We start from the raw sequence: 22,897 nt of genomic DNA, 5'->3' as shown, positions 1-22,897 counted from the left end.
GCAGGACTTTGCACTGTTACACCAGTGACTCGCCGTGAATACGTCCCTGTAGGCTCTACTAAAACATCCATGTTTTAGAAGGTCACTGGCGCAACAATGCTTGATTTGGTGCCACCATTGATAGTCGAGTAATGCCAGTCCTGACCTTATATCTTGATGCTCTAGAACACCCCGCCAAGCTGACACTATTTTCTTCAACGACCTGCAGTTATTTAGAAAAGGTTCGATGAATTTCCGTGACAAAGAGTTAACTTCTCACATCGTAAGGTTTTATGCATGTCCCATCTTTTATTTGGAACAAGTTTAACTAACTGAAATTAGGAACCTTTCTCGGCTTTAAAATTAAAATACCACGCCAAAATATTTCTTGGTAAATAAGGTCTCGTTTTTTCCATATAATAAAGTTGTTATAACCAGATAGAGGTTAATTCTAAGTTCATGTAAGATTTAAGTTATTTTTTCGCACCACTCCCCCCATCTCATTACACTCTGGATTTTTTTGGAAGTGTGGGGAATATACTGTTATGACGTTCGGTGGAAAATGAAGAATAAAAAAACCTCAAAAAGTTCATTGGTAGTGGGCCTAACTCCTGACAGTTACAAAGTTTCGGATCTAAGGATGACTAAACCAACATTTCACTATGCCAAAGGTGGAAATGGGTCAATGCTGGTGCAAGACATCGACACTATTAAACTTAATCGCTCGCGCAACATTAGCTATTTTGTTCCAAACAACATCGGTATGTTGATGAGTGTCAGCACCAAAGCTTCAACCCATGCGAAAGAAATTTATGAACGTAAGTTTAAAAGCCCAAATTATGAATTAGATGTAACAAAACTATCTGGGAATAAAAAAGAGGCTATAGATGCTATTTCTTCAGATGTTTACGATTATGTCGAAGAAATCCAAACTGCAATTGTTTTTGCTTACACGGCACTAGAAGCTTTTGCCAATCTAAGTATTCCACAAAATCATGTTTATCAAGCTGCAAAAAACTCAAAAGGTATTACTGAGTCATACGATAAAATCGCAATTGAACGTTGGCTTAGTCTGAAAACTAAGATTAAACATATACTTCCGGAAGTCTACAATGCGACAAGTGTTGAAAAACAAAAATGGTGGGGACAGTTCGTAATCTTGGAAGAGTACCGAAATGAGATTATCCATCAAAAATCTATTGGTGCTACAGAGTTCTACAAATCGTATTTCAAAGATTCAATCTTTAATATTATTAACTGTGTAGAACCTGTTATCTCTTTTTTCTATATTACTCATCAGAATAACGGTAAGACCAACGAGGTTTGGCCCTGGTTAAATGGACACGCAGATATTCCGTCAATGGAATTTGAACAGAGCCGATTTGAAGTCGTTGGGAATGTTCATCAAGGCTGTAAGAAATAGCTATAACCAACGCCTCAAGAGGGACTGTTAACGCGTGGTGTTTCCTGCCTCATTGGGCAACGGTGGCGATGGTTGTTGAGAAAAGAAGCAGGCACTGAACTTTGGGGATTAATAGCTCACACAGTTGTGACAGAAGTTCACCCTCCCCTCGGAGTTGCCGCAGGGCATTTGCGTTCGTTGCGTGAGCGAGGCATGGATGCCGAGATAGCGTCAGTCGAATCAGGGACGAGCGTCTGACGCGGTAGCATAAGGACGCTTAATGCCCAAGGGGCTTTCAATTCCGCAAGGGGCGGCAAGGGAGATCCAAGAGGGAATTGCTGTTGATCCCCTCTTGGTCGGGTGTGGGGTGAAGCCCCACGACGTTGATTCACCTCGGCCGCAGGCCATGATTCGAAATTAGTGGTTCAACCTTAACGCACTTTGCTAACTCACTTACCTGACAACAATTTCCCCAAAAACTGATTCCACTAAGCAAGAGGTTTCAAAACCCATGTGAGCGGCTTCAAAATGTGAATAGGTGAGATTTGAAAGCGGTATGAGGGGATTGCGCCTAAGAGATAAAAACCTTCATAATCGCTATTCAATTAATCGATTTTTTACTTTCTCAAAGTCACTTTTTCAAAGTCACTTGCTCAAGGTTACTATGACATTCTCGCCATTAGATATTTCTGCATTGACGTGGTTTATCGTGTCCTGGGCAGGCTACACCGCCTTTGCCCGCCGCAAGGCGAAAAACACCGACTGTATAGCCCGCGGCCTGCACAAACACAGAATTTATTGGATGCTCGAATTAATGACCCGCGGCGTAAGGGTAAGCGATGCGGCGCTGCTGGCTAACCTCGAGCGTAATATCGCCTTCTTTGCCTCATCGACCCTTTTAGTGCTTGCGGGGGTGCTGACACTGTTCGCCCAAGTTGAGCGCCTCGAGGCAGTCATTGCCACCATCCCCTACTCGACTCCGCCTAACCATGCCTTAGTACAGGTCAAACTCGCTCTACTTGTGGTGATCTTCGTGATGGCCTTTTTCCAATTCACTTGGTCGATGCGCCAATATGGCTTTGTGAACGTAATGATTGGCGCTGGGCCATTGGACAGCAACGGCGTAAACGATAACCTTAAGGCCTACGCCAGACAAATGGCCACGGTTCAGGATCAGGCCGCCCACTCCTATAACTATGGCCTGCGAGCCTATTACTTTGCCATGGCTGTACTATGTTGGTTTGTGCATCCATTGTTGTTTATTACCGCCAGCCTGTTTGTTGTGATAACGCTTTATCGCCGCGAATTTAAATCCCGCGCCGTTATCGCCATCACTGCAGCTAAAGGGCACCTTAATACCGAATACCAAGGTCGCAGTACAGGTAAAACAGAATAAACTTGATAAGTGCTTGATGAAGCAAGATAGACTTAAAATATCGAGTTAACGATTTGAAAGCATAACATAGGGGCTAGAAGCCCCTATTTTTTTGATTGGTCTTTCTCTCAATACCTGTCACATAGCAAGATTTAGGTTAGATAGGCAATATATTCACTCTACGGCACCATGCTGGGCAAAGTTCGCCCCGAATGTGCACTAATTGAGCCTTTGATACAACACCTGATAGGCCTCACAGTTATCGAGTAAGCTCTGATGTGTACCAGACGCGCTAATTTTCCCCTCGCTGAGTAAATGGATCCGATCCATCTTCGCCATCGCCGTTAATCTGTGGCTTATCATTAGCAGCGTCTTATCCTTAGCAAACTCAAACAATACACTTAAAATCTCTCGCTCGGTGCGTTTATCCAGCCCTTCGGTTGGCTCATCTAGTAGTAGCAGCGGCGCATCACGCAGCAGCGCTCTTGCCACACCAATCCTGCGCTGCTCGCCGCCCGATAATTGCCTCCCCCCCTCACCAATCCACTTATCGAGTGGCTTGTCACCCTCGAGTAAATTGCCAAGTCCGACACGGCGCAGTACCTCAAACATGCGCTCATCGTGAGCGTTACGCTTAAGGCCAGGATTCGCAGGAAGAGCGACCGCAAGGTTGTCCCTCAAGGTGCCCGCAAACAGATAAATTCGCTGACTTACGACAGTCATCGCCTCGCGAAGTGATTGCTCACTGTAATCTGTCAGCAAATGACCGTCCAAATGGATAGTACCGTGCTGCATCTGCCACTCACGGGTAATGAGTGCTAACAAACTGGATTTTCCACAACCGGTTGCCCCAAGGAGCGCAACCTTCTGCCCAGCTTTCACCTCAAGTGATAGCCCTCTTAGGATCGGCTGCTCGGCTCGATAGGCAAAATCAATCCCTTCAATTTGAAGGCTACCAGTGTTGGCCTTTAAGCTACTCTCTTGATTGAATTTAACTGTCGTTTGCTGCTCGGTGATTTCGTTAACCCGCGTTGCCGCAAGTACGCAGCCCGATAGGTGCGCAAAAGCACCCGCGATGGGCGTCAGCATTTCTACGCAGGCCATAGTGGCAAACACGACTAAGGCAAACATAGGCCCAGGCGGAACATCATCCCCTACCCCAGTTGATGCGAGACACAGCATCATCACCAAAGTACCGCCCGTAGCTAAAATCAGCATGGCTTGGCTTAGGGCGGTGATCTTCGCCATGTGTTTTTGGCTATCAAACATTGCCTGCTCGGCGGCATCAAGCTCGAGCCTCAAACGTGCATTTGCGCCAAAGAGGCTAAGCTCTGCTTGCCCTTGAAGCATATCTAGCAGCAGCACACGATAGTGGCGTTTCGAGTCGAGAATATCGCGGCTCGGTTTTTTACCCAGCTGATAAAAGAGCCAAGGCATCACAATCCATACCCCAACCAGTACCAGGCACAGACTGAGTGCTAAGCTCGCATCGAACCAAGAGATAAACAGATACAACAAAGCGGTCATCATTAACGAGGCCGCCATTGGGGTCAGTAGCCTTAAATACAGATGATCTAAGGTATCGATATCCGCCACTAAGCGATTGAGCATATCGGCGCGCCGAAGCCCCTGAAGATTCTCAGCACTTAATGGCAATAACCGCCGCCATGCCCACACCCTAAGTTCGGTAAGGATTTTAAAGGTGGCTTCGTGGGTCGCTAAACGCTCGCCATAGCGACTCGCGGTGCGGGCGATAGATAAAAATCGCACCCCGCCCGCAGGGGTAAAAAAGTTAAAGGCTTCGGAGGTGAGTACTGTTAACCCCGCCACCGCAGTGGCCGACAGGAACCAGCCCGATAGGGATAACAAACCAATGCCCGCCATCAGCGTGATAAGGGTTAGCAACAAGCCGACAACCATCATTAACCAATGGCGAGAAAAGAGCCGAATAAAAGGCAGTAAGACGCTCATTTTGCCTCTCCTTGCGCGTTGTTTTGTGTCTGTAGCTGTGGCTCTGTAGCTATTGCATCACTCGATTCAACGTCCAATGAGACATCGCTAATCGAATCGGCATGGTCGTGCAGCATATTGAGGAATAAGCCTTGCGATGCAGCAAGCTCGGCGAATTTACCTTGCTGAACTATCTCCCCTTGCTCAAGCACTAAAATACTATCCATCTGGTTCAGGGTATCTAATCTGTGGGTGACCACAATGGCCATCTTACCCGCCATAGCCTCATCTAAACTGCTGCTTAAGAGCTGCTCACTGACATTATCGAGACTCGCGGTAGGCTCATCGAGGATAAAAAGTTCAGCCCCTTGCCCAAGCGCTCGAGCTAAGGCGAGGCGCTGAGCCTGCCCCACTGAAAGCTGCGATGCTTGTTCACCGACATCGGCATCTAACCCCAAGGGATGAGCTATGACGAAATCCTTGATATGCGCCTTTTCCAAAAGCGCCCAAATTGCTTCATCGGCAAGTTCAGGATTGGCGAGGCTGATATTGCTGCGCACTGTGCCATGGAATAATTGCGGCTCCTGCCCAAGCCAAGCTAAGTGTTTACGCCACCGCGATAAATCTAAACTTGAAAGCTCAACGCCATTGATTTTTAAGCATCCTTCATAGGGTAAGAATCCTAATAACGCATTGAGCAAACTGGTTTTACCCGCACCGCTAGGGCCCACTAAGGCTAAGTGCTCGCCTTGATTTAGGCTAAAACTAATCGGCCCTAAAAGTCGCTCACCATCAATGCTGAGCACCACAAGGTTTTCCGCTTTGATACTTTCAACGCCATCAATGCATTCACGACCTTGAAGATTCGGCTCTGGGTGCGCTAATAGGGTCATCAAAGCTTCAGCCGCTCCAATAGCCTGCGCCTTAGCATGGTAATGGGTGCCCATATCCCGCAGCGGCTGATAAAACTCGGGCGCGAGAATTAAGATAAACAACCCGATAAAGAGACTAAAGGGCAGCCCCTCATTGGCATTGGGGCCAATAAAGGCGTGCTCGCCGTAGTAACCAAAATCAAGGTGGCCTAAGTAACTGAAACCAAAGTAAACCGCGAGTACAGCAATCGATACTGCAGCAAAAAACTCCAGCACCGCCGAGCTTAAAAATGCCATTCGCAGTACCGCCATAGTGCGGCTTCGAAACTCCTCCGATGCGCTGGCAATATTCTGCAATTCAGCTTCACCACGGAAGAACAGCTTTAAGGTCGCAAGCCCCTTTAGCCTATCCATAAAATGGCCGCTTAATTTGGCTAACGCATCGAAGTTTTTGCGGTTTGCATCGGCGGCGCCCATCCCCACTAACGCCATAAACAGTGGGATAAGCGGCGCCGTGAGCAGCAATATCAGCCCCGCCGCCCAGTTCATCGGGAACACGACGCCAAGGATCAATAAGGGAATAGCAGCAGCCAAAATCATTTGCGGCAAATATCTCGCGTAAAAATCTTGCAGATCATCAACTTGCTCTAACACTATGCTCGCCCAGCTTCCCGCTGGCTTGCCCTTGATAAATGCAGGCCCAAGCTTGGTTAATTTGTCTGTGACCTGATGTCGAATTTGTTGCCTTAGAAGCTTACCCGCCGTAAAACTGGCACGCTCACGGACATAAGCTAGGAATGAGCGCAGTAGCATCAACCCGATAAGAGCGAGTAATTGTGGGAGCAGTTGATTAACACTAAAAGAGGCCGGAGCGGTACCTAGGGCAGGAATTAACTGACTAGAAATAATCACATTATCTAGAATGCTGGCGATAAAATATGCTTGGGCAATCAGTGCTACAGCGCTTAACAGGCCACAAAAAACAGAGAGATTAAGGTAAGGACCACAGGCTTTTTTTTGCGATTTAAGCCAAACCAGCAGGGATTTTTCTAACGACTTATCCATGTTGCTCCATCGAATGCGCGGATCGTATGCAAAATCCTTGAGTCATCACAAGCACAACGAGGGGCTTGTCAGCTGCCAAAAGGTGCGATAGGGACCCAGTATCGCAGGCCAAGCAAATAGATGAAATCCTGTGAGAAACATTTGCTATGCGACTCACAAAAACGAGATAAAGATCAACATATTCATGCCCGTTTAAGGCAAATACTCAGATACCTCATAGAGGAGCTAAAGCCCATTAAGCTTTAGCACCGTATTTCACCAGCACATGCCAGAGTAACTTAAGCTCATGGGCAACCTGAATACGACTGCCTCTGTCTCGCCAGTGCTGCGGCGCCTGGTATAAATCCTGCGAAGCAACACCAAGGGTATAGGCATCAATATATTCATCGATGGCGATGCGACTGGCTAAAGACGGCATGGTCGGCCCGCGAAAATCACTGGGAATTTGCGCCGTATGCAGGCTAAAACCCGCGTGGTACTGAAGCTCAATCTCATATTTATCGCAGAGTTGATTGAGCGTGGCGCAAATATCTGTCCCCCGATAACTAGGATCGACCACCAGCATTGCAATATCATCGGCGAGGGACACATCACCGTGGATCTGCGCCTCAATATAATGATCAAGGTTGGTCGACATCGGCCGCTCAAAACGAGCAAGTAAGGAAGAACTTAACTGATGGCCAAGGTAATGAATGATATGAAGCGGCTTAAAATCTGCCTTACCTAAAGCATAATGACGCTCAAAACTCTCGGTTAATAGCGCCGCCAGAATATCCTCAAAGCAGGCTAACGTGCCCTTCTCTTTAGGATTACGGTAAGAATCAAGATAAGTAAAAGTCGAGCGGGCTAAAACCTGTGAATGGGTAAGAAAATAACAGCTACCAAAACGGGGGGCAGGACCATCCTGCCACATGCTTAAATCGAGTGCCCCGTATTTAGGGCGAGATTTAGTCCCCTGATAAGCATCACCAAAGAGTTGATTTTCCCAGTGATCCCTTGGACCACCGAGTTCGGGGGATAACTGACCGTTTGAAATATGGGTTTCGAATTGACTGCGGTATTGGCCATCACGCAGTAGACCTTCGGCCACGGTTAAGCCACGACTATCGATTCGGTCAGGATGAAAATGCAGCGCAATTCTTCCGCACTCTAACAGCTGTTTGAGGGCTAACTGCATCTCTTCCTTAGGAATATTGGACATCTGCTGCACATTTCTAATCACAGCGATGGCCTGTTCAGTTCGCCCCTTTGCAAGGCGTTCAATATGCTGTAGTGCTATCATCATCCACCTGCTTTGCCGCTTACTATGACTCTGGCTATATCTTGTATTTGCGCAAAAGACTGAGAGTTTAGAAGGTAATTATCGAAACTCAGCACCTAGTTTTGTCCCACGACCAGTCGCAATTTATCGTTTTGATTCTCGCAACCTATTGAGGAGGTTTACTAATTTTACCCCATGATAAAAAAGTTAACAGTCATCTTAGCAACAATTGACTTATTTATTCCTGAATCACGCCAAGATATTAAGATACGCACAATTTAATACCCATTAAAGTGGGATGTTCACAAATCTAAATACGACTAGATAGGCCAAAATACCCGCGAAAACTTGCATTCATTCGGGAGATCATTGAAGATCTTCAAGCCTTTTTCATAGTGTTAAGCCCAAAATGACTCATAGCGTTTCATCAACAACCTCCACAACCTCATCTACAGATACTGAAACAGTGCTGCAATCCACAGCTAAGGCGGATAACGTTGAGGCTGAGCATGGCTGGCATAATGAAATAAGAGCGCAATTCCCAACGCTTAATCAAGAGCTTGATGGCTATCCACTATGTTATTTAGATACTGCGGCCACCAGCCAAAAACCGCAGCAAGTTTTAGACGCGATGGCGCACTATTACGCGCTGGATAATGCCAACGTACACCGCGCAGCCCACCAGTTATCGGCACGATCAACCCTAAATTACGAAAAGGTGCGCGACAGGCTTAAACAATTCATTAATGCCAGTCGCCGCGAAGAGATTATCTTTACCCATGGCACGACTGAGTCCATTAATCTCGTCGCCTTTGGGCTGACACCCGCTTTAACATCTGGCGATATCATCCTAATCGATACCGCCGCCCATCACGCTAATATTGTGCCCTGGCAGGAACTTGCCAAACGCACTGGCGCCGTGATCAAGCCAATTCCCTTAACTCAGGAAGGTCGGCTCGATCTCGATGTGTACCAAGCCCTACTAGCGCTAAAACCTAAGGTCGTTGCCCTGTGCCATGTCTCTAATGCACTCGGTACCTTAAACCCGGTTGTAGATTTAGTTAACGCGGCCAAAGCGAGTGGTGCCATAACGCTTGTCGATGGCGCCCAGGCAGTAGCTCACTTAAATGTGGATGTCGCAGAAATCGGTTGTGATTTCTATGTGTTTTCAGGGCATAAGATGTATGGCCCAACGGGTGTTGGCGTACTCTATGGCCGCTATGAAATAGTAGACACCCTAGTGCCGCTGCTCACCGGTGGTGAGATGATTAAAAGTGTCAGCTTTGATGGCACCGAGTTTGGCAGTTTACCCAATCGCCTCGAAGCGGGCACACCACCTATTAGCGAGGTGATTGGTCTAGGTGCTGCCATTGATTTCTTACAAACAACTCTCACTCCAGAGGTGAGGGCCCATGAGGCTAAGCTTCTACAGTATCTGCAAGACCAGCTAAAAAGCCTTGGGGATGTAAAGCTCTATGCCGCCCATAGCGACAATGTGGGCGCCGTCGCCTTTAACTTAGGTGACGAGCATCATCAGGATGTGGGGATTTTACTGGATCAACAGGGCGTTGCGGTGCGCTGTGGTCATCACTGCGCCATGCCGCTGATGCAAAGCCTAAAGCTTAAGGGCTGCTGCCGTGCATCCATCGGAATTTATACCAACAAGGATGATATTGACCGTTTTATTGCGGCGCTTGGGGCTGTTAAAGAGTTGCTGCTCGGATAGCCGCAGCAACAGTTAGTTATCTCCAAACTTATTCGCTAAAGTCATCCATAAAATTTTTCGCAAAAAATAGGATCCACTATGACGCAGTTATCTCAACCCAATAGCACCCATTTTCACTATCAGGTTGAAGACAACCAAGCCTTACTCACGCGCTTTAAACTGGCGGGTAATTGGCAGGAAAGATATCGTCAAATCATGTTATTAGGCAAAGCCTTGCCCAGTTTAGCTGAGGAGTTTCGCACTCCATCGGCGCGGGTTTTGGGCTGTGAGAGCGATGCTTGGCTTTATCATTATCAGCAAGATGACCTTCATTATTTCCTCGCCGATAGCGATGCTCGCATCGTTAAAGGACTCATCGGCTTACTGCTTAGTGCCTGCCATGGTAAGACAAGTAGCGAAATCCAAGCCTTCGATCCTAATCACTACTTTGCCGAACTGGGGCTTGAGGGACAACTTAGCCCATCGCGTACCAATGGCCTAAATGCCTTGGCTAACGCCATGATAGATAAGGCCAAAGCTTAGGCTTAGTTCTACCTAAGTAAAGCCCAACTCAGTCGATAAATGGGGATTTAATCAAAGACTTCTACGGCATAAGGTAGTATAAAGAAACTACATTTAAGTTAGTCAGTAGAAGGTCCCCTGCCCATGAAGGCAGTTAATCAACATCGTCGAACACTCCTTAAAGGGCTAGGCGCCTTTGGCGGGCTAAGTGCAGTTAGCACATTAGGCACTGCCAGTTTATTTAGCGCCCATGCTTCAGCTGCGACCTCACCAAACAGCACTCGGAGTCACAGGTTATATATCGATGGCCTGTCCTTTCTGCCCGAGGATATCAATGATGTGCTGGCATCGGGCCTCGATGCCTATTTATGTGATATTTCGGCCATAGAAACCCTTACCCAAGCCGATGGCACCCTCAACTATAAACGCACCTATAAAGCCTGTATGGAAAGCATTAAGCAGGCCGCCAAACGTGTCAGCGATAATTCCGACATACTGTTACAAGGACGCTCTGGGCGCGACATTAAACTTGCCCAAGAAAGCCAGCGCACTGCGGTATTCTTTCAAATTCAGGGCGCAGACTGTGTTGAAGAGGATAGCGATGCTAATCAATGGGCGAGAGTCGATGAATTTTACGACCAAGGCTTAAGGGCACTGCAACTTACCCACCACTACGGCAACACCTTCGCAGGCGGGGCGCTGGATAATAACCCCCAAGGCGGGCTTAATTTGCCGCTCACCGACCATGGCCGCGCGCTTATTCATAAGCTTAACAATCGCAATATTTTGGTGGATGTCAGCCACTCAAGTCCACAAACGGCGCTCGATGTCGCCAAAATCAGTCGCGCTCCGATAGTGCAAAGCCATGGCGCGGCGCGCGGTATAGTCAACCATGCCCGCTGCAGCCCCGATGAAGTGATCCGCGCTATCGCCAATAGCGGCGGTGTATTTGGGGTGTTTATGATGAGTTTTTGGCTGACCAATAAAGCCGTGCCGACCATTGATGATTATATTCGCCAGCTCGAATACGTCGCCAAAGTTGGCGGGGTGGATTGCGTTGCCATTGCCAATGATTTTCCCCTGCGAGGTCAGGAAAACCTGCTTGCCCTCAATAACGACAATGCCCAAGGGGTGAAGGAATATCAGGAGTGGTGGTATAGCTTAAGGGCCAAAAAAGTACTGGGATTCGATGCTGAACCTAGGCATGTAGTTATCCCGGAGCTTAATCATATCGAGCGTATGAGTCGCATCGACGATGCCCTCGCTAAGGCACGTTTTAAGGCAACGGATAGGGACAGATTTATGGGCGGCAATTGGCAGCGAGTATTAAACCAAGTCTTGATTTAATGCCAGACAAAAACTTAATCGTAAAACACTGCCAGCCACAGGGTTTCGCCCTCAGTCGAGGTCGAAGCAACCCTATGCCTCTGATTGGGGTCAATGGTTAAGTGATCGCCGGGTTTTAGCTGCACGAATTTCTGCAGGTCACTCCCAGTAATAGCAGCTTCGCAAGTCGCATTTTTGCTAGAAGCTTCTTCGGCATGCGCATACTGAGTTAAGTCGAATTCCAGCGTCGCCTCACCCTTGAGCAGCATCACCCATTCATATTGAGTTTGATCGTACCATTGCCCCGCTGGCGTAGATTGGCCATTTGAGATAATCCGCTCAATTTTAACCGAACCATTGCCAGCGATTTTCTCAAACACTTCTTCGGATAAATCACTTGGCAGCTCGCTAAAAAAATTGCTAACCATAATGGCTCCCTAATCATCCTTAGCTGATGCTGAGTTGATGCTTTGCTAGATCACGCCTTTGTGACGCTGACATATACTGGCCGCTATTGCCTGCAACGGCGGCCTTTCTGCAATAGCCCATTCAACATAAAAGGCTAAAGCGCAAAAGTCGCGATCGTTTTTTGAATTCCGACCACATCGGTGCCGCGCTTAAGTTCTTTAACAAGCGGCTCACTTTGACCCGAGATCCAAATCTTGAGTTCGGTATCCATATCAAAATGCCCCGTGGTTTCCACCTCAAAATGGGTGATGGATTTAAATGGCACTGAATGGTAACTCACCTTCTTACCTGTTAAGCCCTGTTTATCGATAAGAATGAGGCGCTTATTGGTAAAGACAAATAAATCGCGAATCACTTTATAGGCAAGTTTCAATTCTTCCTGCACGCCCATAATCGGGCGCAGCTCTTCGGCAAGCTCCTGTAAATCCACCTCTGAAGCATTACCCAGTAAACCGTCTAATAATCCCATTTTTTATAAACCTCAGGTAAATCCCTTTGCGAAAATTCGCCCTAAAATAGCGGCTCGCCCGTCTTTACGCAACAAGTCCTTTAGGCAGCAAGTCCTTTAAGTAATAAGTATGCTTGAGCAAACTGGCCAATAAAAAAGGGGAGCAAAGCCTAAGCCCTGCTCCCCATAATCGAAAAAACAAATAACTTAATCGATTTTCTGGCCGCGAACCTGACGGTTTTCACCCACGACCATCATCTCGCATTTTGGACAGTCGAAGACCAGCTTAAGTACATCGTTACCGATTTCAAGCACCATAGGATCGGCCTTAATGCCCGGCACTTCCTTAGGACACAGATTGAAGTTAAATCTCAGGCAGTGCTTAGTGATCATTAACGGCACGTCTTCAGTTACGCCGTTTTTCTCGTAGGTATCCTGAATTTCAATCACACCGTGGCGCTGGTAAAACTCTTTGGCCTTCTCGTTCGCTACGTTACCTAAGTAACTTAAATGCTTGAATGGATAAACCGCGTCTTGGTTATATTTCCAAGGTTTAGGACGTTGATAACCTTCAACACGGGCAAACTCTAAGGCCGCCACTGCGTCACGGCGAAGGCCGTTAAGCACAGATGCTGGCAGGAACCAAGGCTGGGCGGTTTCGATACTGATTTTGCGCGCGGTAAAGTCAGTGCTGCCCAGTTTCGATAATTGGGTACGAATGGTTTGCAAGCTTTTTTCACTATCGGTCGCGGGAGTCTTTTCGACCTCAAGCTCAACGGTCGCACTTAGGCCGTACACATCCGTCATAGTTAACGCCACACCCGCAGCGGTGTCGGTTAAACGCATATCGACGCCGATAATGCGTTTAGCTGATTCCTTCGACAGCAGCGCTTCGAATGCTTGGTTGTGGTTGCGATACAAGGTCATACCAACCCGTAAATCCTTTGGCACCTGCAATACATGCAGCTTATGGCCTTCGGCGCGGTTAACTCGTAAGCCTTGCAGTTTATCGTCGGACTGTTTTGCCATCGCATAATTTGGCGGGAAGTAGGCTAAACCGTCACCGTTATTAAATTCGTGGGTCGAACTGACCTGAATAAAGTCCTTACCGATGGCAACTACTTTACCTACGTCTTGGCCGATGTATTTTGGCGAGCGGAAGTCTTTAATCCCTTGGCTACGCTCATTAACGAAGTAATCGGTGCTGCCACGGTTAAAGGTTTTTTCCGGATCCGGAACGAAGGTATGCTCAGTGCGTCCATGGGATGAAGCCACAAATTCAGGGCGGCGCGCCATAATGGCATCGAGCTTTTGACGATAGTGGGCGGTCACGTTTTTAACGTAACTTAAATCCTTAAGACGTCCTTCAATTTTAAAGGAGCGCACACCAGCATCGATCAAGGCTTCGAGGTTGTCGGTTTGGTTATTGTCTTTTAAGGACAATAAGTGTTCGTTCTGGGCTAATACATCGCCTTGACGGGTCTTAAGATTGCCCGGCAGACGGCACATTTGCGAGCATTCACCGCGGTTTGCACTGCGGTTACTGAAAGAATGACTTAAGTTACATAATCCACTGTAGGCCACACAGAGGGCACCGTGGATAAAGAACTCAATTTGCATATTGGTATGGGCAGCAACCTCGCGGATTTGGCTTAGGCCAAGCTCGCGGGCAAGCACCACCTGAGAAAAACCTACCTGCTCTAAGAAGGCAACCTTCTCTGGATTACGGTTGTCCATTTGAGTACTGGCGTGAAGCGCAATGGGTGGCAGATTGAGTTGTAACACCCCCATGTCCTGCACGATAAGCGCATCGGCGCCGGCGTTGTATACATCCCAAATCAGCTTTTCAGCGGTTTCGAGTTCGTCATCCATCAAAATTGTGTTAATGGCAACAAACACTTGAGCATGATACTTGTGAGCGAAAGTACACAGACGGGCAATATCTTCCACGCTGTTACCCGCCGTTGCCCGAGCCCCGAATGCAGGACCTCCGATGTAAACCGCATCGGCGCCGTGACGAATGGCTTCGATACCATAGTCAGCATTTTTAGCGGGCGCTAACAACTCTAAGCGGTTATTAACGTGAGAAAGTTTCTCAGGGGTGTAAATTTCAGGCTGGCTCATACTTCTTTGGGCTCAAACGAACAATAACGAAAAGGTGAGGAGTATAACAAAAACTCGAATATAGCTCTATCAGCAAATCATAAATAAGAAAGCGAGTTAAACCCTAGCCAAAGGGCTGATAACTTGCGTCAAGGCGAGATATACCGCCGCCAGACTTGCACCCACCGCCCTTGGGGAGTATCTTTGCCCCGCATTAAACTATGAGCGCGATTATGACTGATTTTATCTACCAACCACCGACAACGCCCTGGCTCGATATTCTTTATCAGGATAAAGATATCATTGTGGTCAATAAGCCCTCGGGATTATTGTCTGTGCCTGGTCGCGATCCTGCCCATTACGACAGTGTTTATGCCCGCGTCAAAGCCGATCATCCCCATTGCCAAATCGTGCATCGCCTCGATATGGCCACCTCTGGCGTCATGGTCGTTGCCCTTATTCGTAGCGCCGAACGTGAGTTAAAACGCCAGTTCCACGACCGTGAAACCAGCAAAACCTACCTCGCACGGGTGGCTGGCCATATCAAAGCCAATACGGGCAGCGTCGATTACCCACTGATTTGTGATTGGCCGAATCGCCCCAAGCAAAAGGTTGACCACGGGATTGGCAAGCCATCGCTGACTCACTTTGAAGTGTTAAGCCGTGCCAAACGGTCAACCTTAGTCAAACTAAAACCCATCACGGGTCGTTCGCACCAGTTGCGGGTGCACATGATGGCGCTCGGCCACCCGATTTTAGGTGACGGCTTCTATGCCGACCCATTGGCGAAGTCTCTTGCGCCACGATTACTGCTGCATGCGGCGGAGCTTACTATCAAGCATCCGTACACAGGTGAGAGCATGACCTTTAGCGCCGATGCGCCTTTCTGCCAAGCCGAAGGCGAACAATAATCGCCGTCACGCGATAGCGGAATTCAACTGAAATTAAGGCAAAAAAAGTAGCCATTCTCCATAAAAACACGTAACTTTGTGACAATTCATTATGTTACTGAGAGTTTATTTATGGAAACTGCATTTCAGCGCGATCAGCTAGATAACCAGATCCTCGAAGCCCTAATGCAGGATGCGCGCACCCCCTTTGCCGAACTGGCAAAACGCTTTGGCGTCAGTGCGGGCACTATCCATGTGCGGGTCGAAAAGATGAAACAAGCGGGTATCATCACAGGCGCACAAATCACCATTAATCCCAAGGCCCTCGGCTACGATGTCTGCTGTTTTATTGGCATTAATCTAAAGAGCGCCGGCGACTACCCAGCGGCTATTGCCAAACTCAACGCCTTAGAAGAAGTGGTCGAAGCCTACTACACCACGGGCAATTACAGCATCTTTGTCAAAGTTATGTGTCAGTCCATCGATGGCCTGCAGCATGTCCTGATTAACCGCATCCAATCCATCGACGAAATCCAATCGACCGAAACCTTAATTAGTTTACAAAACCCCATTGTAAGAGCGGTCAAACCCTAGACTTAGGCGATACTCTTTAAATGTAAAAGGGAGCCCTAGGCTCCCTTTTTTATCACTCAATAAATCATTTCAAACTATGAACGCAAACCAATACCGCGTGAAATTAGGTAATAAGCGACGCCCCAAAGTGCTATGCAAAAGCCCACCATAATGGCGATAGACAGCGGAATACTGATATCGGCGAAACCTAAAAAGCCGTAGCGGAACACGTTTATCATGTACACCACAGGGTTAAGTGCAGAAACCCCTTGCCAGAAAGATGGCAATAAAGACAACGAATAGAACACACCGCCAAGGTAGGTTAAGGGTGTCAACACAAAGGTCGGGATGATACTAATATCATCGAAACTCTTGGCAAATACCGCGTTGATTAACCCGCCTAGCGAGAAGAGTACCGAGGTTAAAAACACCGTCATAATAACCAGCCCCGCATGATGCAGACTGATATCGACGAAGAACATGGCCACAAGGGTAACAATTAGGCCAACACACAAACCACGGGCAACGCCGCCGCCGACATAGCCTGCGATCATCACATAGTGCGGCACAGGTGCCACCATCAACTCTTCGAGGTTGCGCTGAAACTTGGCGCTATAAAAGGAGCTGGCGACGTTTGAGTAGGAGTTCGTAATCACTGACATCATGATAAGACCCGGCGCAATAAACTCCATGTAGGTCACACCACCCATTTCACCGATGCGGCTACCCACCAAATTACCAAAAATTAAGAAATACAGTGTCATAGTGATCGCTGGTGGCACTAAGGTTTGGATCCAAATGCGGGTAAAACGATTCACTTCTTTCGTTAAAATGCTCTTAAAGGCAATAAAATAGAGCTGCTTCATGCCTTGGCTCCCTGTGATTTTTTCACTAACTCGACAAAGAGTTCTTCTAAACGATTTGATTTATTGCGCATCGACAGCACTTCCACGTTAGCGAGGGTTAACTGACTAAACATGTCGTTGAGGTTATGCTCCTTCGCCACATCAACCTCTAAGGTATGTGGATCGCTCAAACGGCAATTCATGCCTCTGAGCATCGGCACCTTATGAATGTCATGGCGAAGATCGAGAATAAAGGTTTCCATGTTCAGCTTGCTGAGCAAGGATTTCATGGTGGTGCATTCCACCAGCACGCCCTTGTCGATAATGCCGATATTGCGGCACAGCATTTCGGCTTCTTCAAGGTAGTGCGTCGTGAGAATGATAGTCACGCCTTGCTGATTAATTTGCTTTAAAAACTCCCACATCGAACGGCGCAGCTCAATGTCCACGCCGGCGGTTGGCTCGTCTAAAATCAGCAGCTTAGGTTCGTGCATCAAGGCGCGGGCGATCATCAAACGACGCTTCATCCCACCAGAAAGCGTGCGGGATTGGCTGTTGCGCTTTTCCCATAAATCCAATTGGCTTAAGTATTTTTCTGCGCGCTCAAGTGCAATATGCTTGGGTACACCGTAGTAACCCGCTTGGTTCACTACAATTTGCAGCACGGTTTCAAACTGGTTGAAGTTAAATTCCTGAGGCACTAAACCGATACACAATTTTGCTTCTTCGAGTTGCTGGTCAATGTCTAATCCAAAGACCTTCACTGTGCCTTCAGTCTTTTGCACTAACGAACTAATAATGCCGATGGTGGTCGATTTGCCCGCACCGTTGGGGCCGAGAAGGGCAAAAAAGTCGCCTTGTTCTACGGTAAGACTGATCCCCTTCACCGCTTCTACGCCGCCTTTATAGGTCTTCTTAAGCCCCTCGAGTACGAGGGCGTGGGCTTTGTTGGCCATAGTGGTCCCTAATGATTGAAATGACAAAGTAATAAAATGGTGCCGAAAAACGCAAAACCAATTGGTGCAATGGGATAAATTTTAAACGCTCTCCAACTGCTTGGCATGCCACACACCAACAAAAGTACAGATAACAAAACTCCCGCCGTGGCGGGAGTTTAATAAACGAAGTTAGATGCCTTATTCCAGCGGTACCACTTTGGCAATATAAGGCAAATTGCGATATTGCTCAGCGTAGTCGATTCCATAACCGACAATAAACTCGTCGGGGATGGTAAAGCCGATAAAGTCGACCTTTACGTCCACTTCGCGCCGCTCTGGCTTATCAAGCAATGTACACAAAGCAAGACTCTTAGGCTCGCGTAGCATCAACATTTCACGCACTTTGTTCAGAGTGTTACCTGAATCAATTAAATCTTCCACAATCAACACATCGCGACCTGCGATATCCGACTGTAGATCCTTCAGCACTTTCACATCCCGTGAACTGGTCATTGCGTTGCCATAGCTAGAAACCGACATAAAATCGATTTCAACGTGGCCTTTAATACGGCGACACAGGTCAGCCATAAATACGACGGATCCCTTGAGCAATCCCACCATCAGCAAACGCTCGCTGTTGGCGTAGTGGGCATTGATTTGCTCTGCCATTTGATCCAATTTTTGACTGATCTCTTGTGCAGAGATCATCACTTCGGTGGTGTGTTTCATATCTGTCTCAATTGTCGATGTCGTGGGCGGTTTGTTTGTCATAACCCCAGCGACTCGTTAATGCATGTTCAACGCCCAAATGATCAAGAATTCGAGCGACCATGAAGTCTACCAGATCTTCAATCGATTTGGGATTGTGATAAAAGCCAGGCGCTGCAGGCATAATGGTCGCCCCGAGGCGGGAAAGATTCAGCATATGCTCTAAGTGTATAGCGTTAAAGGGCGTTTCTCGAGGAACTAAGATAAGTTGCCCGCGCTCCTTTAGCACCACATCCGCCGCTCGTTCGAGCAAATTATTACTCATCCCCGTGGCAACCGCCGCTAAGGTACCCGTGGAGCAAGGGCAAATCACCATTTGTTTAGGTGCCGCGCTGCCCGAAGCTGGCGGCGAAAACCATTCATCCTTGCCCAGCACAACTAATTCGCCCGCGACACTGACCTGTTTTTCCGCTAACAATGCCAGCAGCTGTGCTTTCGCTTTATCGCCATTGGCGCTTAGCTGCAGACCATGCTCAGTGGCAAGCACCACACGGGCGGCGCTCGAAATCATTAAAAATACCTGATAGCCCGACGCTAATAGGCATTCCAATAATTTAAGCCCGTAGGGCGCACCTGAGGCGCCAGTCCAAGCTAGGCTAATCGCTTTTGAAGACTTGGGATATCCCATGTTAGCTCGCCTGCTCTGCAAATTGAGGGCTTACTGCAAGTGCTGCCAATAATTTTTGGTGTAAGCCACCAAAGCCGCCGTTACTCATCACCACAATAGTGTCGCCCGCTTTAGCGTTTGCGGCCACCTTAGCCACCACATCGTCGATTTGTGTGAGTACAGTGACAGGAATCACCGCAGCTTCCATAGCTTCTTTCATATTCCAGTCGATGGTATCGGCTTGATATAAAAAGGCTTCATCGGCCTGCATCATAGAATGAGCTAAAGTGTCCTTATGCACACCACTCTTCATGGTATTTGAACGCGGCTCTAATACCACGGTAATTTTGCTCTGCCCTACCTTAGCGCGCATTCCCTTGAGGGTCGTCGCAATTGCCGTTGGGTGATGTGCAAAATCATCAAACACTTGCACCCCATTCACGCTTCCTAATAACTCGAGGCGACGCTTAGGCGGCACAAAACGACTCAGCGCGGCAATGGCAGCGCTCGGCACAACACCTACATGGCGCGCAGCGGCAATCGCCATAATGGCGTTTTCAACGTTATGTTGACCAATCAAATTCCAGTCGAGTACGCCCTGCAATTCGCCGTCGAAATGGATTTCAAATTCATGGCAATCATCGCTAAGTGACTTGGCATACCAGCCTTTTGCCACTTCAGTAGTGTGGAAAGTTTCTTGCTCGCTCCAACATCCTAGATCAATGGTTTGCTTCACAGCGAGTGAATCGGCAGGCCAAATGATCTTGCCCTGACTAGGCACAGTGCGAACCAGATGATTGAACTGTTTTTGAATCGCGGCTAAGTCGGCAAAGATATCCGCATGATCAAATTCGAGGTTATTGATAACCAATGTACGCGGATGATAATGAACAAATTTAGAGCGCTTATCGAAGAAGGCGCTGTCGTATTCATCGGCTTCAACAACGAAAAATGCCGACTCACCGAGGCGGGCAGTCACACCAAAGTTTTGCGGTACGCCACCAATTAAAAAGCCTGGCTGATAACCGCAGTCTTCTAAAATCCAAGCGAGCATGCTTGAAGTGGAGGTTTTTCCATGGGTGCCAGAGACGGCTAATACCCAACGCTCTGGTAAAATATGGTCGGCTAAAAATTGTGGACCAGAGGTGTAAGGAATGCCTAAATTCAGCACCGCCTCAACACAGGGATTGCCACGGCTCATGGCATTACCAATCACCACTAAATCGGGATGATTGCCAGATTCGCCTAACTGGCTTGGGTCAAAACCTTGAATAAGCTCAATGCCTTGCTCTTCAAGTTGCGTGCTCATCGGTGGATACACATTTGTATCTGAGCCAGTGACTCTGTGGCCCTTGGCTCTTGCGAGTAACGCCAAACCACCCATGAAGGTTCCACAAATACCTAAAATATGTACGTGCATATCGCTCGCTCTAATGTTGGAATTCACGGCTATTCTAATCTATCGCGCGCGGGATTGGCAGGTAAGACATCCTTAAAAACGCCAATCCGACCACGGTTCTCACTGGTGATACAAGGACTAGCACCGAAAGAAAGCCGAAGACACATGCGTTAATCCTGTTTTTTAGGGGGCGATGCCCTGCTCGGCGGCGAAAATAAAATCCCTAAACGATGTCGAAGGCTTAAACCTTTCAGGGAAACTTCCCTAAACATATCCAGCCATTCAGTAAAGGTTACTTTGATGGGATTAAAACTGTTCACGGGCTTAGTTACGCCATAAACCACAGTTTCAACTTCCGGCTCAAAGGTGCCAAACAGCTTGTCCCAAATAATCAGCACGCCTGCATAGTTTTTATCTATGTATTGGGGATTACGGCCATGGTGCACTCTATGGTGCGACGGGGTATTAAAAATTAACTCGAGTAACCCCAAACTTTTGACCGCCTGGGTATGAACGAAAAACTGCAACCCAAGGTTCAGCAGCACCACAAAAACCACCCAGTTTGGATCAAAACCTAGGATGACTAAGGGGAGCCAAAACAGCCACATACCCGCGATGGGATACATTAAGCTCTGCCTAAATGCGGTGCTAAAATTCATATTCTCGGAGCTGTGGTGCACCACGTGTGCCGCCCACATCCAACGAATACGATGGCTCGCACGGTGAAACCAGTAATAACAAAAATCCTGGGCAATCATCAGGGCGATAAAACCCAGTGCGCCCATTTCGATGTCAAACAGTCGCCAGCCAAACACAGCCAGATAGAGCTTTGCCACCAGTAAACCCGTCAAGATATCCGCCCCTTGATGCATGGCCGCCAGCGCCATATTGCAAAGCAGCTCTGGTTTTTGGTACCTCGCACTTAAGGGTAATTTTTGCCTTCTGTCCCCAAGATACCATTCAAACAAAATACAGAGTAAAAACAGCGGGGCGAGTACCAAGAGCAAGACTTCGGGGTGAGCAATTAGGTCGGAAAGTTGCATTTAGGTATCCAAAGCTCCCCTGAATAAGCTTGTTTGCGATGAGATAAGAGATTACCAGCGGGCATAATGGTCCTCCGTTAACCCAAGGACATTATTGAGCTGATATCTGCGGCCTTGAGGATCGCTAACAGAACCATTGAAATAGCCTAGGTACTGGCGAAAATTACTTTTAAAGAACAGTAAATTACGCTTTTCACTGCGACAGTTCCGCGCACTGAATTCCAGATCAATTCGGCCATCGTGACTATAAATACGCCAGATTACGTTTCCAGGCAGCCCATAACGATCGAAATCAAATTGCACTGGCCCCAATAAATACCGCTCGCCATTAATCCAAAACACGTTTTCAGTGACGCCGGTTTCATTAACCCCTGCAGCGAGATTCAAGCCAATAACACCTTCATCGATTTGCCCATTGATGGACGCCCAGCGCCAACTGGTATCACGGCGCATATAACCTGCTGAAAAATCGTACCCAGCAAAGGCCTGATTAAGCGGCTGTGGCTCATGATCAATAGTGAGTTGCCCTTTAACCGTAAGGCCATTGTGTTTTTGGGTATAGGTCCAGCCGTTGTAACCCGTTGGGCTGCACATGGCTAAAGGTAAACTTAACGCAGCAGGGTGCAAAGTCACATCCGCCTTAAGCCTTTTGGTATCAAGTATTAATCGCCACAGCCCATCGACAATCTCAAAGCGAATACTCCCCCCCTCTCGGCCAATTACCGCCAGCCCATTACAGGGAGATGGGGTCATGCTATAGCCAAACTTTAAGGGTTTAAGCCAAGTTTGCTCAATCAGTCGATTCGTTTTGATTTCATAGGTGTAACAAAAGGCACTGCCTAAATAGGCGATATCGGCCAGCGCCACCCCGACAACGTATCGGCCTGTCACAATAGACACAAACTGAAACTGCTTATAATCAAAATGCTTAGCCCAAGTCGATGCGGGTCTATCCATAGTATCGAAGTAGGCAAATTCACTGAGTCCAAGCGTACTGACGATGCCATCGAAATGGCCAAAATGAGGGTATCCTTTTGAATTAATAAGGCTATCAGGGGCGACTTGCGTAATAAAAGTGGACATGGTCTTCGCCTTAGCACATTAGGAGCATACCTGCTCTCTTATTTGACTGATTTTCTCGATTAACAGTGTTTGATTAAAAGTGCTTGCATAAAAGCTGCGCATTTTTAATCTACCCCTTCCCCCATTGCATTAAAAGGGTGCAAGCTCAAATTGTGGCGATTTAGTCAGCAACAATTTATCCGGCGACCCTTAATCTATTTACAATCAAAATCCTCCCGATTAAACAGTTTCAAGTACTGAATAATAAACAAAAATCATCAAAGCCCTCGGACCTC

The 22,897-nt window shown here is 47.7% G+C and carries 20 protein-coding genes; 7 read left to right on the top strand and 13 right to left on the bottom strand.

The window, feature by feature from the left end; translation table 11 throughout:
* The first annotated feature begins 619 nt into the window (after nucleotides 1-619).
* Together K0H61_RS03460 and K0H61_RS03455 are read left to right on the top strand one after the other, a co-directional pair.
* Nucleotides 620-1,402 (top strand): hypothetical protein, encoded by a 783-nt coding sequence (locus K0H61_RS03460; protein ID WP_220051374.1) that lies wholly within the window; start codon nucleotides 620-622, stop codon nucleotides 1,400-1,402.
* A 643-nt stretch (nucleotides 1,403-2,045) separates the two neighbouring features.
* Entirely contained in the window at nucleotides 2,046-2,777 is a 732-nt protein-coding gene (locus K0H61_RS03455) for a DUF599 domain-containing protein (RefSeq protein WP_220051373.1), read from the top strand.
* A 198-nt stretch (nucleotides 2,778-2,975) separates the two neighbouring features.
* Here the strand turns inward: K0H61_RS03455 and cydC are convergent, their stop codons facing one another.
* The 3 genes from cydC to K0H61_RS03440 form a co-directional block, all read right to left on the bottom strand.
* The gene (gene cydC, locus K0H61_RS03450; protein ID WP_220051372.1) at nucleotides 2,976-4,727 is read right to left on the bottom strand and encodes a heme ABC transporter ATP-binding protein/permease CydC; all 1,752 of its coding nucleotides are present in this window, start codon (nucleotides 4,725-4,727) and stop codon (nucleotides 2,976-2,978) included.
* A complete protein-coding gene (gene cydD, locus K0H61_RS03445; RefSeq protein ID WP_220051371.1) occupies nucleotides 4,724-6,643 on the bottom strand; it encodes a heme ABC transporter permease/ATP-binding protein CydD in 1,920 nt (639 codons plus the stop codon). The genes cydC and cydD overlap by 4 nt, the downstream gene beginning before the upstream one ends.
* 235 nt (nucleotides 6,644-6,878) lie before the next feature.
* The gene (locus K0H61_RS03440) at nucleotides 6,879-7,925 is read right to left on the bottom strand and encodes a DUF3626 domain-containing protein (RefSeq protein ID WP_220052440.1); all 1,047 of its coding nucleotides are present in this window, start codon (nucleotides 7,923-7,925) and stop codon (nucleotides 6,879-6,881) included.
* A 388-nt stretch (nucleotides 7,926-8,313) separates the two neighbouring features.
* Here K0H61_RS03440 and K0H61_RS03435 point away from each other — a divergent pair, with 388 nt between their 5' ends.
* From K0H61_RS03435 to K0H61_RS03425, 3 genes are all read left to right on the top strand, one after another.
* A complete protein-coding gene (locus K0H61_RS03435) occupies nucleotides 8,314-9,630 on the top strand; it encodes a cysteine desulfurase (protein WP_220051370.1) in 1,317 nt (438 codons plus the stop codon).
* A gap of 78 nt (nucleotides 9,631-9,708) precedes the next feature.
* The gene (locus tag K0H61_RS03430; protein ID WP_220051369.1) at nucleotides 9,709-10,152 is read left to right on the top strand and encodes a SufE family protein; all 444 of its coding nucleotides are present in this window, start codon (nucleotides 9,709-9,711) and stop codon (nucleotides 10,150-10,152) included.
* Nucleotides 10,153-10,269: 117 nt separating this feature from the next.
* On the top strand, nucleotides 10,270-11,478 hold the full coding sequence (locus K0H61_RS03425; RefSeq protein WP_220052439.1) for a membrane dipeptidase: 1,209 nt from the start codon (nucleotides 10,270-10,272) through the stop codon (nucleotides 11,476-11,478).
* Nucleotides 11,479-11,492: 14 nt separating this feature from the next.
* Here K0H61_RS03425 and K0H61_RS03420 read toward each other — a convergent pair whose 3' ends face one another.
* From K0H61_RS03420 to K0H61_RS03410, 3 genes are all read right to left on the bottom strand, one after another.
* A complete protein-coding gene (locus tag K0H61_RS03420; RefSeq protein WP_220051368.1) occupies nucleotides 11,493-11,885 on the bottom strand; it encodes a cupin domain-containing protein in 393 nt (130 codons plus the stop codon).
* Nucleotides 11,886-12,019: 134 nt separating this feature from the next.
* Complete coding sequence (locus K0H61_RS03415; protein ID WP_220051367.1) at nucleotides 12,020-12,394, bottom strand: PH domain-containing protein; 375 nt, start codon at nucleotides 12,392-12,394, stop codon at nucleotides 12,020-12,022.
* A gap of 186 nt (nucleotides 12,395-12,580) precedes the next feature.
* Nucleotides 12,581-14,497 (bottom strand): peptidase U32 family protein, encoded by a 1,917-nt coding sequence (locus tag K0H61_RS03410; RefSeq protein WP_220051366.1) that lies wholly within the window; start codon nucleotides 14,495-14,497, stop codon nucleotides 12,581-12,583.
* Between the two features lie 212 nt (nucleotides 14,498-14,709).
* Here K0H61_RS03410 and rluA point away from each other — a divergent pair, with 212 nt between their 5' ends.
* Complete coding sequence (rluA, locus tag K0H61_RS03405) at nucleotides 14,710-15,387, top strand: bifunctional tRNA pseudouridine(32) synthase/23S rRNA pseudouridine(746) synthase RluA (RefSeq protein WP_220051365.1); 678 nt, start codon at nucleotides 14,710-14,712, stop codon at nucleotides 15,385-15,387.
* A gap of 111 nt (nucleotides 15,388-15,498) precedes the next feature.
* Nucleotides 15,499-15,960 carry a transcriptional regulator AsnC gene (asnC, locus tag K0H61_RS03400; protein WP_220051364.1) on the top strand — a complete coding sequence of 154 codons (462 nt, stop codon included), beginning with the start codon at nucleotides 15,499-15,501 and terminating at the stop codon, nucleotides 15,958-15,960.
* A gap of 74 nt (nucleotides 15,961-16,034) precedes the next feature.
* Here the strand turns inward: asnC and K0H61_RS03395 are convergent, their stop codons facing one another.
* The 7 genes from K0H61_RS03395 to K0H61_RS03365 all read right to left on the bottom strand — a co-directional run bounded on the left by K0H61_RS03395 (nucleotide 16,035) and on the right by K0H61_RS03365 (nucleotide 22,622).
* A complete protein-coding gene (locus tag K0H61_RS03395) occupies nucleotides 16,035-16,805 on the bottom strand; it encodes an ABC transporter permease (protein WP_220051363.1) in 771 nt (256 codons plus the stop codon).
* Nucleotides 16,802-17,740 carry an ABC transporter ATP-binding protein gene (locus K0H61_RS03390; RefSeq protein WP_220051362.1) on the bottom strand — a complete coding sequence of 313 codons (939 nt, stop codon included), beginning with the start codon at nucleotides 17,738-17,740 and terminating at the stop codon, nucleotides 16,802-16,804. Before K0H61_RS03390 ends, K0H61_RS03395 begins: the two co-directional genes overlap by 4 nt.
* A 180-nt stretch (nucleotides 17,741-17,920) precedes the next feature.
* Complete coding sequence (hpt, locus tag K0H61_RS03385) at nucleotides 17,921-18,451, bottom strand: hypoxanthine phosphoribosyltransferase (protein WP_220051361.1); 531 nt, start codon at nucleotides 18,449-18,451, stop codon at nucleotides 17,921-17,923.
* A gap of 7 nt (nucleotides 18,452-18,458) precedes the next feature.
* On the bottom strand, nucleotides 18,459-19,118 hold the full coding sequence (locus K0H61_RS03380) for a flavin prenyltransferase UbiX (protein WP_220051360.1): 660 nt from the start codon (nucleotides 19,116-19,118) through the stop codon (nucleotides 18,459-18,461).
* A 1-nt stretch (nucleotide 19,119) separates the two neighbouring features.
* Nucleotides 19,120-20,517 carry a UDP-N-acetylmuramate:L-alanyl-gamma-D-glutamyl-meso-diaminopimelate ligase gene (mpl, locus tag K0H61_RS03375; RefSeq protein WP_220051359.1) on the bottom strand — a complete coding sequence of 466 codons (1,398 nt, stop codon included), beginning with the start codon at nucleotides 20,515-20,517 and terminating at the stop codon, nucleotides 19,120-19,122.
* 149 nt (nucleotides 20,518-20,666) lie between these two features.
* Complete coding sequence (locus K0H61_RS03370; RefSeq protein WP_220051358.1) at nucleotides 20,667-21,539, bottom strand: sterol desaturase family protein; 873 nt, start codon at nucleotides 21,537-21,539, stop codon at nucleotides 20,667-20,669.
* 51 nt (nucleotides 21,540-21,590) lie between these two features.
* Nucleotides 21,591-22,622 carry a DUF2804 domain-containing protein gene (locus K0H61_RS03365; protein WP_220051357.1) on the bottom strand — a complete coding sequence of 344 codons (1,032 nt, stop codon included), beginning with the start codon at nucleotides 22,620-22,622 and terminating at the stop codon, nucleotides 21,591-21,593.
* Nucleotides 22,623-22,897: the final 275 nt, after the last annotated feature.

Source organism: Shewanella acanthi, assembly GCF_019457475.1.
GTDB lineage: Bacteria > Pseudomonadota > Gammaproteobacteria > Enterobacterales > Shewanellaceae > Shewanella > Shewanella acanthi.
Note: the sequence above shows the minus strand (reverse complement) of the source record. Positions and strands in the feature narration are given on the sequence as shown.

Coding starts and splice junctions, on each gene's coding strand:
- K0H61_RS03460 (WP_220051374.1), top strand. CDS start 620: ATGACTAAACCAACATTTCACTATGCCAAAGGTGGAAATGGGTCAATG.
- K0H61_RS03455 (WP_220051373.1), top strand. CDS start 2,046: ATGACATTCTCGCCATTAGATATTTCTGCATTGACGTGGTTTATCGTG.
- cydC (WP_220051372.1), bottom strand. CDS start 4,727: ATGAGCGTCTTACTGCCTTTTATTCGGCTCTTTTCTCGCCATTGGTTA.
- cydD (WP_220051371.1), bottom strand. CDS start 6,643: ATGGATAAGTCGTTAGAAAAATCCCTGCTGGTTTGGCTTAAATCGCAA.
- K0H61_RS03440 (WP_220052440.1), bottom strand. CDS start 7,925: ATGATAGCACTACAGCATATTGAACGCCTTGCAAAGGGGCGAACTGAA.
- K0H61_RS03435 (WP_220051370.1), top strand. CDS start 8,314: ATGACTCATAGCGTTTCATCAACAACCTCCACAACCTCATCTACAGAT.
- K0H61_RS03430 (WP_220051369.1), top strand. CDS start 9,709: ATGACGCAGTTATCTCAACCCAATAGCACCCATTTTCACTATCAGGTT.
- K0H61_RS03420 (WP_220051368.1), bottom strand. CDS start 11,885: ATGGTTAGCAATTTTTTTAGCGAGCTGCCAAGTGATTTATCCGAAGAA.
- K0H61_RS03415 (WP_220051367.1), bottom strand. CDS start 12,394: ATGGGATTATTAGACGGTTTACTGGGTAATGCTTCAGAGGTGGATTTA.
- K0H61_RS03410 (WP_220051366.1), bottom strand. CDS start 14,497: ATGAGCCAGCCTGAAATTTACACCCCTGAGAAACTTTCTCACGTTAAT.
- rluA (WP_220051365.1), top strand. CDS start 14,710: ATGACTGATTTTATCTACCAACCACCGACAACGCCCTGGCTCGATATT.
- asnC (WP_220051364.1), top strand. CDS start 15,499: ATGGAAACTGCATTTCAGCGCGATCAGCTAGATAACCAGATCCTCGAA.
- K0H61_RS03395 (WP_220051363.1), bottom strand. CDS start 16,805: ATGAAGCAGCTCTATTTTATTGCCTTTAAGAGCATTTTAACGAAAGAA.
- K0H61_RS03390 (WP_220051362.1), bottom strand. CDS start 17,740: ATGGCCAACAAAGCCCACGCCCTCGTACTCGAGGGGCTTAAGAAGACC.
- hpt (WP_220051361.1), bottom strand. CDS start 18,451: ATGAAACACACCACCGAAGTGATGATCTCTGCACAAGAGATCAGTCAA.
- K0H61_RS03380 (WP_220051360.1), bottom strand. CDS start 19,118: ATGGGATATCCCAAGTCTTCAAAAGCGATTAGCCTAGCTTGGACTGGC.
- mpl (WP_220051359.1), bottom strand. CDS start 20,517: ATGCACGTACATATTTTAGGTATTTGTGGAACCTTCATGGGTGGTTTG.
- K0H61_RS03370 (WP_220051358.1), bottom strand. CDS start 21,539: ATGCAACTTTCCGACCTAATTGCTCACCCCGAAGTCTTGCTCTTGGTA.
- K0H61_RS03365 (WP_220051357.1), bottom strand. CDS start 22,622: ATGTCCACTTTTATTACGCAAGTCGCCCCTGATAGCCTTATTAATTCA.